Source organism: Vibrio sp. vnigr-6D03 (assembly GCF_002835515.1).
GTDB lineage: Bacteria > Pseudomonadota > Gammaproteobacteria > Enterobacterales > Vibrionaceae > Vibrio > Vibrio penaeicida.
The window spans coordinates 28,161-45,298 of record NZ_PIZL01000012.1; the positions used below are offsets into that span (position 1 = coordinate 28,161).

At 46.9% G+C, this 17,138-nt stretch carries 12 protein-coding genes; 2 read left to right on the forward strand and 10 right to left on the reverse strand.

Annotation, left to right across the window (positions count from 1 at the left end):
- Nucleotides 1-217 precede the first annotated feature (217 nt).
- Both CW749_RS08130 and CW749_RS08135 read left to right on the forward strand, forming a co-directional pair.
- On the forward strand, nt 218-2,500 hold the full coding sequence (locus tag CW749_RS08130; RefSeq protein WP_180958354.1) for a lipoxygenase family protein: 2,283 nt from the start codon (nt 218-220) through the stop codon (nt 2,498-2,500).
- A gap of 13 nt (nt 2,501-2,513) precedes the next feature.
- Nucleotides 2,514-2,861 (forward strand): hypothetical protein, encoded by a 348-nt coding sequence (locus tag CW749_RS08135; RefSeq protein WP_101111528.1) that lies wholly within the window; start codon nt 2,514-2,516, stop codon nt 2,859-2,861.
- 160 nt (nt 2,862-3,021) lie between these two features.
- On the opposite strand, the gene CW749_RS08140 is transcribed toward CW749_RS08135, so the two are convergent.
- From CW749_RS08140 to CW749_RS08185, 10 genes are all read right to left on the reverse strand, one after another.
- The gene (locus CW749_RS08140; RefSeq protein ID WP_101111529.1) at nt 3,022-5,694 is read right to left on the reverse strand and encodes an ATP-binding protein; all 2,673 of its coding nucleotides are present in this window, start codon (nt 5,692-5,694) and stop codon (nt 3,022-3,024) included.
- Between the two features lie 6 nt (nt 5,695-5,700).
- On the reverse strand, nt 5,701-6,735 hold the full coding sequence (locus CW749_RS08145; RefSeq protein ID WP_180958355.1) for an amino acid ABC transporter substrate-binding protein: 1,035 nt from the start codon (nt 6,733-6,735) through the stop codon (nt 5,701-5,703).
- A gap of 46 nt (nt 6,736-6,781) precedes the next feature.
- Nucleotides 6,782-8,416, reverse strand: coding sequence for a Na/Pi cotransporter family protein (locus CW749_RS08150; RefSeq protein ID WP_101111531.1), 1,635 nt, complete (start codon nt 8,414-8,416; stop codon nt 6,782-6,784).
- 18 nt (nt 8,417-8,434) lie between these two features.
- Nucleotides 8,435-9,175, reverse strand: coding sequence for an amino acid ABC transporter ATP-binding protein (locus CW749_RS08155; RefSeq protein WP_101111532.1), 741 nt, complete (start codon nt 9,173-9,175; stop codon nt 8,435-8,437).
- Nucleotides 9,176-9,186: 11 nt separating this feature from the next.
- Complete coding sequence (locus CW749_RS08160; protein WP_101111533.1) at nt 9,187-10,317, reverse strand: amino acid ABC transporter permease; 1,131 nt, start codon at nt 10,315-10,317, stop codon at nt 9,187-9,189.
- A 12-nt stretch (nt 10,318-10,329) separates the two neighbouring features.
- Nucleotides 10,330-11,499 (reverse strand): ABC transporter permease subunit, encoded by a 1,170-nt coding sequence (locus CW749_RS08165; protein ID WP_101111534.1) that lies wholly within the window; start codon nt 11,497-11,499, stop codon nt 10,330-10,332.
- A 59-nt stretch (nt 11,500-11,558) separates the two neighbouring features.
- Complete coding sequence (locus tag CW749_RS08170) at nt 11,559-12,578, reverse strand: amino acid ABC transporter substrate-binding protein (RefSeq protein ID WP_101111535.1); 1,020 nt, start codon at nt 12,576-12,578, stop codon at nt 11,559-11,561.
- A 247-nt stretch (nt 12,579-12,825) separates the two neighbouring features.
- On the reverse strand, nt 12,826-14,565 hold the full coding sequence (locus CW749_RS08175; protein WP_101111536.1) for an ABC transporter ATP-binding protein: 1,740 nt from the start codon (nt 14,563-14,565) through the stop codon (nt 12,826-12,828).
- Nucleotides 14,566-14,575: 10 nt separating this feature from the next.
- Nucleotides 14,576-15,523 (reverse strand): acetamidase/formamidase family protein, encoded by a 948-nt coding sequence (locus tag CW749_RS08180; protein ID WP_101111537.1) that lies wholly within the window; start codon nt 15,521-15,523, stop codon nt 14,576-14,578.
- A complete protein-coding gene (locus CW749_RS08185) occupies nt 15,513-17,126 on the reverse strand; it encodes an ABC transporter substrate-binding protein (protein WP_101111538.1) in 1,614 nt (537 codons plus the stop codon). Before CW749_RS08185 ends, CW749_RS08180 begins: the two co-directional genes overlap by 11 nt.
- Nucleotides 17,127-17,138: the final 12 nt, after the last annotated feature.

Below are 17,138 nucleotides of genomic sequence, written 5' to 3' on the forward strand. Positions count from 1 at the left end.
TAAGATCATACCGTTTGTACAAGAAACGTACTTGTTGACTAGGTATTCTCAACATCAGATTGAGCTATGGAATAAATGAGTGAAGCCCGGAAAAACCGGAGAGAAACACGGCAAACGGATCACATTATCGTTCGTCGACATTTAACTATAGCCCCACATCATCAGCCTATGCTGAGCTGTGTTGCGGTAACTACACGACATGAATGCAGGTATGTTTATGAGTGACATCGAAAACAACAAGGCGTTTCTGGATTCGCCTGAATTTCATCAACTACAACAACAGATTGCAACCTATGAACGACTTAGGCAATCGGGGTTGCCTGAACAAGATGCGATGCAAAGAAGTTTGCAATATGACACCCAAGAAAAGTTAGATCCCATCGTGCTTCCAAACTGGGAAGATTGGGAGCGAATTTGCCCCAAAGACGCCGATCCAAACTGGCGACCTCAAGCAGTAACAGGTTCCCGCATTAACGAATTACCTGAATTTCCATTTCCCGTTATTCCACAGCATGCAACTGAAGAACAGAAAGCCGCGCGTAAAAAGCAAATTGAGCAAGCTAAGAAAAACAACTGGCATGATTACAAACGTCTTCTTAATGTCCCTGTTCACGGAAACGTAGATTCAATAGAAGTGCGAAACAACACGCCATGGACAGTGAGGGGAACAGAAGAAGAGCGAAATGCCCGCGCACAGGAATGGGACTTTGGGGTAAGCGATGCCTGCCTTGCACGTGCCGATGATTGGGCGCTATTTGACGCGAGCGTACGCCACATCAGCAAAAACCTCGTACGAATTGCCTTAATAGGTGGTCCAGCGGTCATTAGCGGTCTCATACTTTTGCTCGGAAAACTGGTTGAGTTGGTCATTACAGGGCAGGCAAAATTCGAAACCGTCGACCCAATTGTTCTAACGGTACCCCCTGTAGCCGTCTGGTCTGCGGACGATTTACTGTTCTACCCTTACGACATTGATAGCGACACCAGTGCTCGTAAATACGACCCTCAATATCCTCGCCCACCGTGGCACGAAGACTTCTTTAATGACGATATCATCGCACACCTTCAAATTGCACCTGAAACCCCAGTTTTTGATTACTTTCAGCCTCTCAAGGAGCCAATGAGTAACTTCCCGTTTACGGATGCAATGTTCAAAAAAATCGAAGGGTTTCAAGACGACAATCTTGCCGATGCCATGAGTGAAGGGCGAGTGTTTGTGACCGACTTTGGCGATTTTCATGACGAAGTCATGGCGCAATTCCAGCCCAATAGAACGGCAGACGACATCCCACAAACTGGGGGAAGGCTGTACCCCGCTATCGCGATGTTTGCGGTTCCGAAAGGAAGCGACAAACTGAAAACCATCGCAATACAACCCACTCAACGCCCACCTTTGAACGACTGGGAATGGTGGTGGTGGTACAACTTTGGATTTGGTAACGTCCCTCATCCACCATCAAAAATCATCACACCAGCCGATGATAAGTGGACTTGGAGAATGGCGAAGAATACGTTTACCACCATGTATTCCATGTCCAATGTGATTGATCACTTATCTACCCATGTGTTTCTCTGGCCGGTATCCACCAGTTTTTATCGAACCATACCGGAAAGCCACCCACTTTCAGCCTTGGTACTGCCACATTTAACATCGCTTTCTTTTAACAATTACTTAGGCGTATTTTTTGACCCTTCCACTAAAACGTCCAACCCTGATGGAACAGCGGTCTATGGTGATGGCTACGGCGGAACGTTAACAGGTGTGGTGAAAACCATTTCAGGCATCAGCAACAAGTCGTTTGTTGATGGCACGATAAGACGTTCTAAACACTATCACTTTACCCAACATGGTCAGCCATTTGATCGTAGAGAAAATGGAGAATTTGATGCTATTGGAGATTACCCACAACACGATGATGACATTGGACAATGGCAAGCCATACGTGACTGGGTTGAAGGGTATATCCATCTCTACTACAACAGCGATAGCGATGTTGCTAACGATACTGAAGTGCAGGACTTCTTCAGCGATGCGTATGGCGCGGGTGTGAATGGATTCCCGGCTTCCGCCTCTACTCGACAAGAGCTGATCGATACCATCAGCCACCTTATTTACTGGATGTCAATTAACCATGGGTTAGGGAATTTATCTGGATTCCAGCCATTAGGCGCCCTTGGGTACTATTCACATCTCGCGTTGGACCCAGCTGGTTACAGAACAAAAACCGACTGGTTACACGCGTGTCCTCGATTAAATGTCGGGATGGGCCTTTTTGAATTTGCTAGAAACTTCCTCGATGTACCAGTCCCTTGGCACCGAAGTTTTGGTAAATACCCACAAGGTAACTTTATGCATGATCCTCGTGTTTACACACATTTACACCAGTTCCAAAGTGAATGTAAAAACATCGATGGCACGCTAAGAGCGAAAAACCGAAACAGACGTTGGGCATATGAGTTAAAACTCCCCTCCACGTTAACAGTAAGCCCATGGAATTAATTGGAGAATCAATATGTTTAAAAACAACGTGAATCGCCGACAAATGATGAAACTTGTAGGCAAAACATCTGTGGCGGGTTATGCCTTAACGTCTATCAGCCTCAATGCTTCCACCAATCTTATATCCGTAAAAGGTGCAGACGAAGCAAGTTCTCCAGAAGCGTTCATTCAATCGATTCTCAGAAAGAAACTAGGGAAGCTTGATGAAGTAACTGAGGAAGAAATCACGTTTTTCGCAAAGCAATATGTGGCGTTCCATGGTGAAGATTTCAATTACAAGAAACAGTTGGAATCCCCTATTGATGAGCTCATGTTAATGAAGGAGTTTGTACAAAGTGTTAAGTATCGACCAATCGCGTAAACAGCGCTTACTTTACTGAGCTTTGCCAATCGCCCTCCGTGTTTGTCTGCACTGAGGGCGATTGCTTTACTCATATAAAACATATGGCTCGACTCTCGTGAGCCAAAGAAATGAAGCAGATATGAGAGTCTGTTAGCTCTCTGTATTTGGTCCTCTGTATTTAACTCACAGTATTTAACTCTCGCCACATATGCCGTAATAGAGCACCTAACTTCCCAGCACTGACTGGCTTGGTAAGAAAGTGAGCGCCAGTAGATTCGGCATTCACTCGAACTTCTGGGCTAGAATCTCCAGAAATCACCACACTGGAAAATTCAGGTCGATTGGCTTTACGCTCCAATTCCGCCACCACATCCAGAGCAGAGTACCCATCGTCTAAGTGAAAATCGGATATCAGGATAAAAGGATCGGTATTCGAGAACTCAAAACGTTCAACATCTGAATAGTATTTAAATTCATGAACTTTACACCCCCAGCGCTCCAGTAGTTGCCTAGTGGTATCCAATACTTGAGGGTCGTTCTCCACAAGTAAAACGGGTAAACCGTCCATTTTTCTGGTTGGATAGCTTTCCTGGTTGGGTTGAATTCTTGGGGCATCGCGTTTGCCTCTTGGTAATGCGACAGAAAAACCCGTTCCGCGCTCAGACGAATAGACGTGTATGTCCCCTTCCATCAGTTTTACGAGCTGCATCGTGATGGCAAGCCCTAAACCAAGACCTGACTTGCCCTCTGTCTGCGTTTTTTTGCCTTGGTAAAACTCTTTGAATATTTTCTGTTGCTCATGCAATGGAATACCCGGGCCGTTATCCCAAACTTGTATCTGAATCTGCTCGGCTCTATTTCTTACTCCTAGCAGGATCTTTCCTTGTTCAGAATAACGCACAGCATTGGACAGTAAGTTGCGCACGATTCGCTCCACCATCGCGAGATCCGCAAATACATGCGCGGAAGTGGGCACATAACGGAGCATCGATTCTGCTTTATCCATACCATGCCGATACTCTTGAGCAAGGCGAGCGAGCATTCCATCCAACGCTAAGTGTTCTAATCTTGGAGTGATCGCTCCGGCTTCTAATCGTGAGAAATCAAGAATGTCTGTAAAGAGCTGATTCATGCTTTGATGCGCAAAGTACACGTCTTCCAACCGCTCATAATACGGAGCATGTCGAGCGTCTTCTAAAAGTGGCTCCAATAATAGCCCCATCGCGTGTAATGGTTGCCGGAGATCGTGGCTTGCTGACGCTAAGAATTGGGATTTCGCTCGATCAGCAGATTCGGCTTTTTCCATGGCACCTATCATCGCATTTTCCGCCGATTTTCGGTTGGTGATGTTCGTATGCACACCAACGGTCCCACCTTGTTCTGTTCGGCGCTCAATGATAGAAACCCATTTACCGCTGCTTAACTCCAAATCCAAGTTTTGGATTTGGTTGTCTCTCAGTGCCAATCTTTTTTCTAGGTAATCTTCCGGTTGAATAACCTTATTGTGACGAGCTAACCACAGCAACAAATCGGAAAAGTCTCGCCCCTCCATATCCCACGTTTCGGGGAATCCATACAGTTCCCGATATCGAGCGTTACATAAGACGAGTTTGTCTTTTTCATCATATAAAACAAAACCTTCTGTAATACTCTCTATCGCATCCAGCAACTGAACTTGAGCCTGACTGGCTGCATTTCTTGCTTGTTTTAATTGATGTTCTCTGTCTTGGATTGTATCGACAAAAAACTTCAATGTACCCGCCATATCCGTGATTTCGTCGTTGCCTTCCAATGGTATGCGGACAAGCGTTCCTTTTGCGTGCGCTTCCATACTGGTTTTAAGGGTTTGTATTCGGCTGATAACCGAGCGGTCGATATAAAGGAAAATACCCACACCGGCGACCACACATATAATGGCGGCAAGAACTAACTGAATGGTTCTCTGTTTTGTCTCTTCAACAATATCTTGGTTTTGACGCATGACCTTTTGTTCTATTTGGTCAATGATGACCGTAGTAACAGACAAAAATCGGCTCACACTTTGTCTGTGCTGGGAAAACACACCATCCAACTCAGACTGTACTTGAAACTTCTTTTGATTCAGTGCAAACAAGCCACTGGGTCCTTCAGCAAGTTCAATCATTTTGGTGAGCGCTTGCCTGTGTTTTGACCTTTCCCCTTTTCCAAAAAGCTCTATTTCAGACTCTAGAGTCTGTTCTAACACATCAAATTCTTTCTGATATCGTCGTAGCAGTACTGGGTGCTCAACCCCACTTAATTGATTGAGCAAGATAGACATATTCGCGAACGTAAGATACCAGTTTGAATGAAATGTTTGTCTAGACTCTGCCGCTACCACATGGTGTTGTTGAGTAAAATCAGACTGTAACTGATTGATTTTATATAGAGTACTTCGCCAGCTGTTGTCCCATTCTATTCGCTTTGAAACCAAACGACTCAATTCACTAAAGCTATCGGATAGATCCAAGCGATAATCGTTCAAACGTTCTGCTTGTTCACTGTCTACAGCGTTGTTTGATAGCTGTGCGATGGCATTACCCAACAATGAATCCTGATCCCTGATTTGAAACATCACTGACTCATTTGCCTGTTGTGAACGTGCCGTCATCATCGAGGGTGCAAAAGACATCAGTGACGCATTAAATTGCCTTAAGTCCGATGCCGCTATGATCGCTTTAACGCCGTCCACCGCGACATCATTAAAGCGCTTTTGAAATCCATTGTAAGCGTTAATCGCCATTATGCTCACCAGCACCGCCAGCAACACCAGCACCCCAAGTGACAGGAACATACGTACCGATATTCCGTAACGCGAACGTACAAGATCCATAATTAACTACCGAAAAGGGGCTGGCTGATGCAAACCGCCATTAGTCCAGAGCTCATTAACTCCCCTTTCCGCTCCTTCTATAGATACTTCTTTCAGATTCTGACGGTACAATTCTTCATAATTACCGACGTCTCGTATAATTCTGAATGCCCATTTGGCATCCAAACCTAGGCTATCTAGCCACGCTTCTGGCGTATTCAGGAGCCGCTTAGCCTCTGGGCTGAGTCGGGTATTTGTATCCGTCACATTTTGGCTACTCAGCCCCAAATACTCAGCAAGAATAGGCACTTGGCTACTCCAACGCACCACATCGAACCAGTTTGGATCATCGTCTCTTACATAAGGTCCTAATGGCTCACGGGAAATCACGTCGCTCAGTAAATGATAGCCATTCGGGTCATCAAGTAACCCCGTTAGACCACCGAGCAAATCGGTGACTTCAGAGGTCATTAACTGACAACGACCACGTAAGAACGCATGCCATCGCCCTGCTTGGCTCTCGGTTTCAAGGATTTCGAAGGATAAATTATTCTGCTGGATGTAGTCTTTTATGTTTTCTAGTGATGTGGTTCCTTTGGTTACACACACGGTCGCTTTATCCAATTCTGCCGCATGCTCGATTGCTACTGTTTTTTTCCCTTTAACGTATTTATTGATAAGCAGCCTTTGTTCGTCGTACAAGGTCACTCCTGTAAAACTCAACCCCAAACTCACATCTCGCTGAAATGTCCACGTCGCTGTGCGAATAATCACATCCACTTCTTTGTTTGCTAACGCCTTAAATCGACCTTGGCTATCCAAGGGGATGTATTGAACAGCTTCAACATCCTTAAGAACGGCAGCAGCAATGGCTCGACAGAAATCGACATCAAACCCTTTCCATTTCCCATCTCGACTTCGCGTTGCAAAACCGAAATCGTCAATCCCGACTCCGCAACGTAAATAGCCCCTCTCTTGAACGGCTTTTAGCGTCTCTCCTCCCCACACCCGCTCCGCTTGAAATAGGACAACAATCAAAATGCCCAATACGATTTTTTTCATGCACATTCCTTTCTGCAATGATACTTCTTGGTTCGGATGTGTTGCGCTAGACCACTCCCTCAAGAGGCTTTTTCTCTTCAAAGGATAGCAACATTGGCTTCACAACGGACAAAATTTGAGCATCGATGTAACAAAGATCGCGAATCAAATCCATGTGATACGCACTGGTCTCTAAGCTTTCTATTTTGCCGGCTTTAATACGCCGAATATGTTCTCGAACGCCCTCTTCTTCCATTTCACTAATTTGCTTGCGTTCGTGGTAAATTTGCTTCGCCATCGCCTGATCATTGGTGATAAACGTACCAAGCATTAGCTTTACTCGCCGATGAACGTGTTTGTGTATCGTCAACAATTCCTGTTCACCTCCTGATGAAAAATGCCGATTTTGATTTGCTTTGGTGGCTAATATTGTTGCCATGCTCTCAGTAAGATCACCGATATGCTCCAATTTCGTTGAGAACACGAGAATTTCCGTAACACGTTTACTTTCAAATTTATCCAACTCCGTCCTACTTACGGCTGAAAGGAAATGGCGAATTTTTTCATGCAATTCGTCAATATTATTATCGAGCGCACCTATTCGTTCTGCCGTTTTCAAGTCATTGTTCACAATCGCATCGCGAGTGAGGAGTAACATTTTGTCGACCACATCGCCCATTCTCATGGTTTCCCTTAACGCAGCAGCAAGCGCCGTTTTCGGGTCGCCAATATAATCGCTGTCTAAGTGTCGTGCATCGTCAGAAGCAGGCTGTTTCGAGTTGGAGCCTAAAATAGTGGACATGAAATCGGCGACAGGATGAATAAAGCCGATAAAGAACAAAGCGATAGCAATGTTAAACATCATGTGGAAATGGACCAGCTGACGTGAATCCGAACTGTCTATGTAGCGCATTAACTCAGGTAGGTACGCCAAAAAGGGGCTGACGACTAACACGCCTGAAAGCTTAAACAATCCATTTCCAATAGGGACACGCCGAGCGATAGGTGCGTCATTTAATGTCGCCATGATAGGAGGTAACGCACTGCCAAGATTCGCCCCTAAAATCATGGCAAAGGCTAATTCCAAGGGTAATACTTGGTTGGAGACCATTGAAACAATCAATAGAACAACCGCTAAACTGGAATGCAGCAGCCAAGTCAGCAGTGCCGCCAAAATAATGCCCAACCCAATTTCACTTTCAAGTGCGCCAATAAGATGAACTAATAAAGAGGATTCATTTAAAAACGCGGACAACTCCACCAAGATTTTCAGCGATAGGAGCATGAGCCCCAACCCAAACAGCGCGTAGCCGCAGCTTTGTACGACAAATGCCTTGCCGTGCTTACGAAGTAAATGCCCCAAAATCATCAGGAAAGGGGATATCCAACTGGCATCAAAAGTGAGCACCTGTGCCACCAATGTCGTGCCGACATCTGCCCCTAGCATAACGGCTAATGCCGGTGCGGTGCTGATCAACCCGCGAGCAGAAAAGGAGGCCACCATTAACCCTGTTGCTGTACTGCTTTGCAACAAAGTGGTGACCCCTGCCCCTACAAGCAAAGCGGAAAATCGATTGGCAACACTCATGCCTATGGCGACTTTCAAGTCATGACCAAACGCCTGAGTGATGCCTTTTCGTACCATATTCATCCCCCATAAAAGCAGGACTATCGCCCCGAACAGAGATAATAAAGTTTGCATAATGACCTTTACTTGGAATTAGTGAGAGAGTATTTGACTCAAAAACGATCGTGTTCTGTCGACTCTCGGATGGTTAAAGAAATTCTCAGGATCGTTCTCTTCCACGATCTCCCCTCCGTCCATAAAAATCACTCGGTCAGCCACTTCTTTGGCAAACCCCATTTCATGCGTTACGCACACCATTGTCATGCCTTCTTCTGCGAGCTCGACCATCACATCCAGCACCTCTTTGATCATCTCTGGATCAAGCGCAGAGGTGGGCTCATCGAACAGCATAACTTTGGGGTTCATGCATAACGAGCGAGCAATCGCCACGCGCTGTTGCTGACCGCCCGATAACTGACCTGGGTATTTGTGGCTATGCTCTGCGATGTTGACTCGCTTAAGGAGGTTCAACGCCATCACCTCCGCTTCTGCTTTTGGCATGCTGCGTACAAGCATCGGAGCGAGCGTTAAGTTTTCTAAAATGGTCATATGAGGGAACAAATTGAAATGCTGGAAGACCATTCCAACATCGCTGCGCACATTCTCTATATTTTTGAGTGAATGATTCAGCTCTACCCCTTCAACGTGTATTTCCCCTTCTTGGTGCTCCTCCAAACGGTTTAAGCAGCGTATTAGCGTCGATTTACCTGACCCAGAAGGTCCGCATAAAACGATTTTCTCGCCTTTTCTCACTTCAAAATCGATGTTTCTTAGTACGTGAAATTGGTCGTACCATTTATTCAACCCTTTCACTTCAATCATGACTTCACTCATTTTCTTTCCTTTTAATGATGAGATTTCGCACCCTGTTCTTCTAAATGCTTGCCATAGCGACTCATGGAGTAGCAAATTACCCAATACACGAACGCCCCAAACACGTAAGACTCTGCTTCAAAGCCAAGCCAATCTGCGTCTTGCGTTGTTGATTTCAGCATCCCCAGTAAGTCCAGTAGACCCACAATAAGAACCAAAGAGGTGTCTTTAAAAAGCGCAATACAACGACCAATGAGAGGGGGTAAAACATGGCGTAACGCTTGTGGGATCACGATGTAAAACATGGTCCATCGATAATTCAGCCCCAGTGCTTTTGCCGCATCAAACTGCCCATTAGGTATCGCTTGAAGCCCACCCCGAATAACTTCTGCTATATAAGCGGATGAAAACAAAATAATGCCTACTTGAATCCTAAGCAGGTTATTGATGTCCATGCCTTCTGGTAAAAAGAGAGGCAACATAACGGATGCCATAAACAGGATGGTGATCAGTGGCACACCGCGAATCATCTCTATTGAGGTGACACACCAAATTCTGAGTAGAGGAACGTCCGAGAAACGACCAAGTGCTAACAGAATGCCTAGAGGTACTGAGATAATGATGCCCACACACGCCAGTAGAAGGCTGAGCATCAATCCTCCCCAGCGAGATTGATCCACTTCCGGCAGCCCTAACGATCCCCCACCAATTAACCAGTAGGCGATGAATGGCAGTACCAGCCACAGCGACACCATTCGCAATCCTTTCACTTTTTGCGCAATGGTCAGTCCTATCACCCCAAACAACAGAAGCAGAGACAGCGCAGGTCGCCACACCTCTTCGGGCGGATAAATCCCAACCATTAGTATGCGAAAATTCGCAGCCACAAATGCCCAGCACGCTCCCGCACCTTCTACACGGCACTCTTGCGCACTGCCCTGCCATACGCTGTCGATGAACGCCCAGCTAATGAATGGAGGAAGCACCCACATCAGCAAGGTAATGGATAATAAGGTCAGCAAACTGTTGTACCATCCATCAAACAAATTTTTATGTATCCAATGAACAATCCCTGTCACTTGAACGGGCGGTGTCATTGGCGGCTGAGGGATGAACTCTATCGGCTCGCTGTTCACAATGGATCTTTCTATTACCGTCGTCATTGCTCGCTCCTTCTAACGCTCGACCAGTTGAACTTTCGCGTTCAATACATTCATTAACCAAGAAATCACAAGGTTGATTGCCATATAAACCGCCATCCACATCGCGATGATCTCAATCGCTTGCCCGTTTTGACCAATGATGGTTCCGCCAATGGACACCATGTCTGGATACCCAATAGCAACGGCCAATGAGCTGTTCTTAACCAAACTGGCGTAGTCGTTAGTTGTCGCAGGGATCGTGACCCTAAGCGCCTGAGGAAGGAGGATCCGAGTGGTGATGTAAGAAGATTTAAGCCCAAGCGCTTGTGCCGCTTCTATCTGCCCTTTATCAACCGACTGCAATCCACTGCGCACGTTTTCTCCAATAAAGGCTGCGGTGTACAGTACAAGCCCGACAAGCAGAGCAAGAAACTCGGGCCGTAGAGAAATGCCCCCTGCAAAGTTGAACCCTTGCTCGACGGGAATATCCCACGTGATGGGGTTACCTAGCATCAGGTACGTTAGCGTAGGCAACACGATGACAATACTTAATGCCAACCGACCTGTTGGTAACGAATGTCCCGTTCTTTCACTGTAGTTTTTTCCCCATTTCAGCAAAATCCCAAACAAAGCCAATGACACAATCAAAGAGAAAACCAGAACCGAGAAGCCATCGCCAGCCAGAGGTTTGGGGAGATAAAGCCCACGCACGTTCAGGCGTATATGTTCAGAAATTTCAATGCTTTCTCGCACATGCGGTAAGCTCGCTAGCACGACGGTATACACAAAAATGAGTATCAGAAGCAGTGGCACATTCCGAAGTGATTCCACATAAACAGAAGCAAGCTTTTTAACGATGTAGTTTTTGCTCACCCGACATACCCCAACGAATACGCCCAATATTGTGGATAACACAATGGCAATGAACGACACGTACACCGTATTCACCACACCATTCACAAATGCCCACCCATAGCTATCGGTAGGAAAATAAACCAATAGCGAATCGCCAATAGGCAACCCAGCTTCTTGATTCAAAAATTCGAAACCAGACTCAATCCCCCTTGCTTGAAGGTTTGATTGAGTATTTTGAAAAATTAAAAAAGCGAGCCAGAAAAGTGTTCCGAGCACCAACACCTGAGCGCTCAGCTTCACAAAATGAGATTCACTGGCTTTTAACCGACTTATTGTTGAAATAGCCACACATTTTCCCTCAATAGGTGGCTTGGTTTAACATCGACATAAACCAAGCCATGTCAGTGTTAACGGATCGGGTAAGCGTACATAAGACCGCCATTGACCCACATTGAATTGACGCCTCGCTCTAACCCTAGCGGCGTGTTCTTTCCTAAGTTACGTTCAAAGATTTCTTCGTAGTTTCCGACCGCCAGCAGCGAACGTTTCAACCATTCAGGATCGAGGCTGAGTGCTTTACCCATATTCCCCGAAGCCCCTAACATTCTTTGCACGCTAGGATCCTTGGATATTTTGGCCTGCTCGCTCACGTTACTTTGAGTGATGCCTTTTTCCTCGGCTTGCATTAACCCATTGATGACCCAAGTGACGAGATCTTTCCATTGGTTATCACCATGGCGAACCAAAGGCGCGAGTGGCTCTTTGGAAATAAGGTGATTGAGAATCACGTGCTTAGAGGAGTCTGGTAGCGTTGAACGCCACGACGCCAGTTGGCTCACATCGGTCGTAAAGGCATCACACCGGCCTGACTTGTACGCATTGAAGGCTTCCTTTTTTCCCTCAAAAACCACCGCTTCTAGCTTGATGCTATTGGCTCGCGCAAAGTCGGTCAGGTTGAGTTCTGTGGTTGTGCCAGTCGTCACACACACTGACGCCCCATTAAGTTGCAAGGCGTGCTTGATGCCAAGCTGTTTATTCACCATAAAGCCTTGGCCGTCGTAATACACAACTTTAGTAAAATCGACGCCCTCTTTGGTGTCGCGTTTCATTGTCCATGTGGTGGTTCTTGAGGTCATGTCGACCTGACCAGAAGCCAATGCGACAATTTTCTGCTTCGACGCCAGCGGAACAAATTTCACTTTTTCCGCATCACCGAGTACCGCGGCGGCGACTGCACGGCAAATATCCACATCCAGCCCCACCCATCGTCCACTACTATCGGGGTTGGAAAACCCGGGTGTACCTTCACTGACTCCGCATGCCAGCTCACCTTTCTTCCTAATATCGTCAATTGTTCCAGCTTGAACAAAACCCGATCCGAATACTGCTAGAGCGGCTAATGCACTCCATACCTTCCTTGTCACCATAAATCCTCCATTCGTGTTCATGGCATACAGGGGACTTACCCTGTTAATCCAGTGTATGGAGTCTTATGAAGAAGAAATATTGAGCAGAAGTAGAAAATCGGAAAGGCATTGGTTATAGAACCTCTTCCGATTAATCCGAAAGGAATACGACTTTTGATACAAACTGAAATAGGGTTAACTGACTACTTGTGACAAGTAACTGTAATAACTAAAAATATTTCAAAAGAAGGTGATCGACAACGAACACCTAGTAGTTCACTGCAACGATATGTTCATGCCCAACGTCTTCGTACTTGAGCACGTCTTCGATAACAGAAACATTGCGAATGGGATCTGGCATTTTGTGTTCCGAGAGCACCATAGAGAGATCGCGTTTTACATCCACGTCCGCTATGGGGACCGCCTGCATTAAACGCTGCGTATAGCTGTGACGAGGTGAACTGAGTACCTCGTCTCTTGGTCCCATTTCGACGATCCGCCCACCATGCATCACCGCCACTCGGTGGGATACTTGCTCCACGACAGCCATATCATGCGAAATGAACAAGTAGCTCACACCCAGTTTCTTCTGCAAACGTTCCAAAAGCTCAAGAACTTGCGCCTGAACAGACACATCCAGTGCCGACACGGATTCATCTGCCACCACCAGTTTGGGCTGAGACGCAATTGCTCGGGCGATGCTGATCCGTTGACGTTGCCCACCTGAAAACTGGTGAGGGTATCGATTCATGTGATTCGGTAACATGTCGACTTGTTCAAGCAACAACGCGACATGATCGCGTACATCTGAAGCAGGGCATATTCCATGAATCAACAATGGCTCTTTAAGCAGTTGGAATATGGTTTTCCGAGGATTTAACGAGCTGTAGGGGTCTTGAAACACCATTTGAATGTCTTTGCGAATGGCGCGTAAACCCTGACCACGTAGCCCGTTTAGCTCAACGCCATTAAGGTTAGCGCTGCCACAAAACGGCAACATGTTCATCAACGCTTTTCCGATGGTGGATTTACCACAGCCGCTCTCGCCCACTAGCCCTAACGTTTCACCCGGTTTTATCGTGAAGGACACATTTTCTACCGCCCTCACTTCCAGCTTTTCTTTTTGCCACCAAACATGTTGAACCGGAAACCGCACGCAAAGATTGTTTACGTCCAGTAAAGGTTCGCTCTGAGGTACGTCTTCAACAGGCTTGGCATGCCCCAATTTGGGTACCGCAGCCAATAAGTCTTTGGTGTAGTTCGCGGTGGGAGACAGAAACAAGCTGCGCACATCCGATTGCTCCTCAACGATACCTTGATTCATCACCACAACTTTATCCGCCATTTCTGCGACCACCCCCATATCGTGAGTGATCATCAAAACTCCGGTATCGAAGTCGCTTTTGAGTTCATTGAGCAGTGATAAAATCTGCGCTTGAATGGTGACGTCTAAAGCGGTTGTTGGCTCATCCGCAATCAAAATTTTAGGGCGGCACACCAGAGACATGGCAATCATGATGCGCTGCAACATTCCACCAGACATTTCATGAGGGTACTGATGATAACGCTTCTGTGCATGAGGGACTTTCACCGCGTCTAGCATACTGATTGCCATCAGTTTAGCGCTGCCGTAATCGACACTACGATGCGCTTGAATGGCTTCGCACAGTTGCTGACCAGCAGTCATTAGAGGATTCAGCGATGTCATCGGCTCCTGAAAAATCATGGCGATGTCGTCCCCACGCATCGCACGCATGCTTTTTTCCGGTGTGGTTAATAGGTCTTTCCCCTCAAACCAGATATGACCACTTGCCACTTTCGCAACGGGCGGCAGTAACCCCATAATTGCGGTGCTGGATAGCGATTTCCCGCTACCAGATTCGCCAGCAATGCAAACGGTTTCACCCGAATTCAGAGTAAACGATAAATCATCGACCACCCTGTGATATTGCTTCCCTGCCGCAATGTCGATGGAAAGATGCTCCACCGACAACATCGCCTTCTCCATTCGGTGACTCCTACTCGAACACTACGTTAGGCATGTAGAATGTGACGAGCCAATTTGGCGCATCGACAATTTCACTGATCCTTAAATCGCCACACACTGAGCACAGCATGTAAGCTTGCTCTGGTGCCATGTGATGTTGAGCGCAAAGCAAATCCACCATTTGGCTCACAGCGCTCCGTGCGCCAGCCATCAAATCTGGCTCTACCCCCGTAGTGACTTGATACCCTTTACTGTCTAGGTGGTTAGTCACAGGACCGGTTGTGGTGAAATAGGGCGTATCGATTTTGAGGTTATCTACAACATCCAGTTCGACCACTACATTCATCGGGCTTTCTATCGCGGTTCCGCATACTTCCCCATCACCTTGAGCTGCATGAGTATCACCGATAGACAACAGCGCCCCTTCCACTTCAATAGGCAGATAAAGCGTGGTACCAGCCGACAAATCTCGGATATCCATATTGCCCCCCACTCGCCTAGGGGGCACAACAGAATGGTCACCGTTTTGTGCTGGAGCAACGCCAATGGTGCCAGCAAACGGTTTAAGTGGCACGTTGGCGCACTGTCCAAAAGCCGCTGGGGCTAGGGTTTGCGTGTCGTACGACCAAAGGTTCAATACTGGGGTTTGAAATTGGTCCGCCAGCAATCCAAAACCTGGAATATTGGCAGTCCAGCCAAACCCGCTGGGCTTGAATTCGTGAATGGTCATTTTCAACACATCGCCCGGTCTCGCACCTTCAACGAATATAGGTCCAGTTACTGGATTGATTTTGCCAAAGTCTAGCGCCGCAATGTCTTCAGCGGTAGAAGCCGTGGTGAGTTGCCCGCCAGAACTGTCTAAGCATTCAAATTCCAGCGTGGTTCCCCGCGCCACATGGTACGCGGGGGGAATAGCGTTATTCCAACCATGATGATGGTGGACGCTATGGATGGTTTTCACAAATGAGTTATTGCACATCTTTAGCCCACACATTTTCATAGTTAACAGGAATATGAACCGGATCAACGAAGATACTGGTGTCTCCGCCTAAGCGTTCAGAACGAATGGTAAAACGACGTTCGTTAAATACAGGCACCCAAGGCGCATCCGCCATCAAGTCGACGTAAATGCTTTCCCATTCTTTCATTCGTTGTGCTTGCTGTGATTCTGCCACCATGGCATCGGCTTTTGCTGCTCGGTCATCCAGTGCTTCGTTGCAATACCAAGCCCAGTTCCAGCCGCCATCAACCGCACCACCACAACCAAGAATCGGTCCGTAAAAGTTTGAAGGATCAGGGAAGTCTGCAATCCAAGCCATGCCGCCAGACCAAATCATGGGTGCCTGGCTGGCGTCGCCCCCAGCGGCGATCACATTGGCTTGCGCAAGGGCTTTAATTTCGGCTTTCACACCAATTTTGGCTAAATCTTGTTGAATGGCCTGTGCAATACGTGGCTGAGGATCGGTATTCGCGACGTAGATTTCAGTACTGAAACCGTCTTTAAAACCTGCTTCTGCTAGCTTGTTTTTGGCCATTTCTGGGTCGTACGCGTAGCCTTTGTAAGACTTGGAATATCCGGGCATAGCAGGAGGTAATGGTTGGTTCGCTGGTGTGCCGCGCCCATTGATGATCTGAACAATGCGACGTTTATTGATTGCCATATTCACAGCTTGGCGTACCTTCACGTTATCGAATGGCTTCATCTTCACGTTCATGGTGATGTAGCCGGTGTGCAATTGGTCGCCTGCAATAATTAATGGTTTGTATTGCGGGCTGTTTTTCATTTGAAGAAACTTCGCTGGTGGGATGCCATCACCCGCAATATCCACTTCTCCTTTTTCTAGACGAAGCAGTGCGACCACAGGCTCTTGCCCAACTTCAAATCGAATCTCATCCAAATAAGGTAAACCCGATTTGTTGTAAGCTTCATTGCGTTGGAAGGTGAGGTATTGCCCCAGTTTCCATTCGCCTAACTTAAATGCCCCTGTTCCTACAGGGTGCTTACCAAAGTCTGCTCCCCATTTTTCGACCGACTCCTGTGGCACCACAAAGGCAAAGTTGATCGCCAACACATGAAGGAAAGTGGCATCAGGGCGAGACAGTTGGAAGCTAACGGTGTAATCATCGACCGCTTTAACACTTTCTAGCCCTTTGGACTGGCCATTGTTAAACGCTTCAAACCCTTCTAGCGAGCCGAAAAATCCAGCACCTGGACTTTGAGTCGCTGGGTTAATGGTACGTTCAATGGAATACTTCACGTCTTGCGCTTTGACTTCACGACCGTTGTGGAAGCGAATACCTTGTTTAAGCTTGAAAGTATAAGTTTTGCCGTCGTCAGATATGGTGTAGCTTTCAGCGAGATCCGGTTCCAACTCGGTGGTACCCGGCTTGTAATCCATCAACCCATCAAACAGTGCTTTGATCATCGACCAGTTTTGCCAGTCGTAACCTATCGCAGGGTCTAGCGTTGAAACATCATCCTTGTAAGTCACAATCATGGAGCCGCCTTGCTTCACTTCTGCCGATGTCAAAAAAGACACCGCCATCAAAGATAAAGCCGCGGTAATAGCTAACTTTTTCATCACACTTTTCCT

What these genes read in the sequence shown, in the direction of transcription:
- CW749_RS08130 (WP_180958354.1), top strand. Translation starts at nt 218, where the DNA reads ATGAGTGACATCGAAAACAACAAGGCGTTTCTGGATTCGCCTGAATTT.
- CW749_RS08135 (WP_101111528.1), top strand. Translation starts at nt 2,514, where the DNA reads ATGTTTAAAAACAACGTGAATCGCCGACAAATGATGAAACTTGTAGGC.
- CW749_RS08140 (WP_101111529.1), bottom strand. Translation starts at nt 5,694, where the DNA reads ATGGATCTTGTACGTTCGCGTTACGGAATATCGGTACGTATGTTCCTG.
- CW749_RS08145 (WP_180958355.1), bottom strand. Translation starts at nt 6,735, where the DNA reads ATGAAAAAAATCGTATTGGGCATTTTGATTGTTGTCCTATTTCAAGCG.
- CW749_RS08150 (WP_101111531.1), bottom strand. Translation starts at nt 8,416, where the DNA reads ATGCAAACTTTATTATCTCTGTTCGGGGCGATAGTCCTGCTTTTATGG.
- CW749_RS08155 (WP_101111532.1), bottom strand. Translation starts at nt 9,175, where the DNA reads ATGAGTGAAGTCATGATTGAAGTGAAAGGGTTGAATAAATGGTACGAC.
- CW749_RS08160 (WP_101111533.1), bottom strand. Translation starts at nt 10,317, where the DNA reads ATGACGACGGTAATAGAAAGATCCATTGTGAACAGCGAGCCGATAGAG.
- CW749_RS08170 (WP_101111535.1), bottom strand. Translation starts at nt 12,578, where the DNA reads ATGGTGACAAGGAAGGTATGGAGTGCATTAGCCGCTCTAGCAGTATTC.
- CW749_RS08175 (WP_101111536.1), bottom strand. Translation starts at nt 14,565, where the DNA reads ATGGAGAAGGCGATGTTGTCGGTGGAGCATCTTTCCATCGACATTGCG.
- CW749_RS08180 (WP_101111537.1), bottom strand. Translation starts at nt 15,523, where the DNA reads ATGTGCAATAACTCATTTGTGAAAACCATCCATAGCGTCCACCATCAT.
- CW749_RS08185 (WP_101111538.1), bottom strand. Translation starts at nt 17,126, where the DNA reads ATGAAAAAGTTAGCTATTACCGCGGCTTTATCTTTGATGGCGGTGTCT.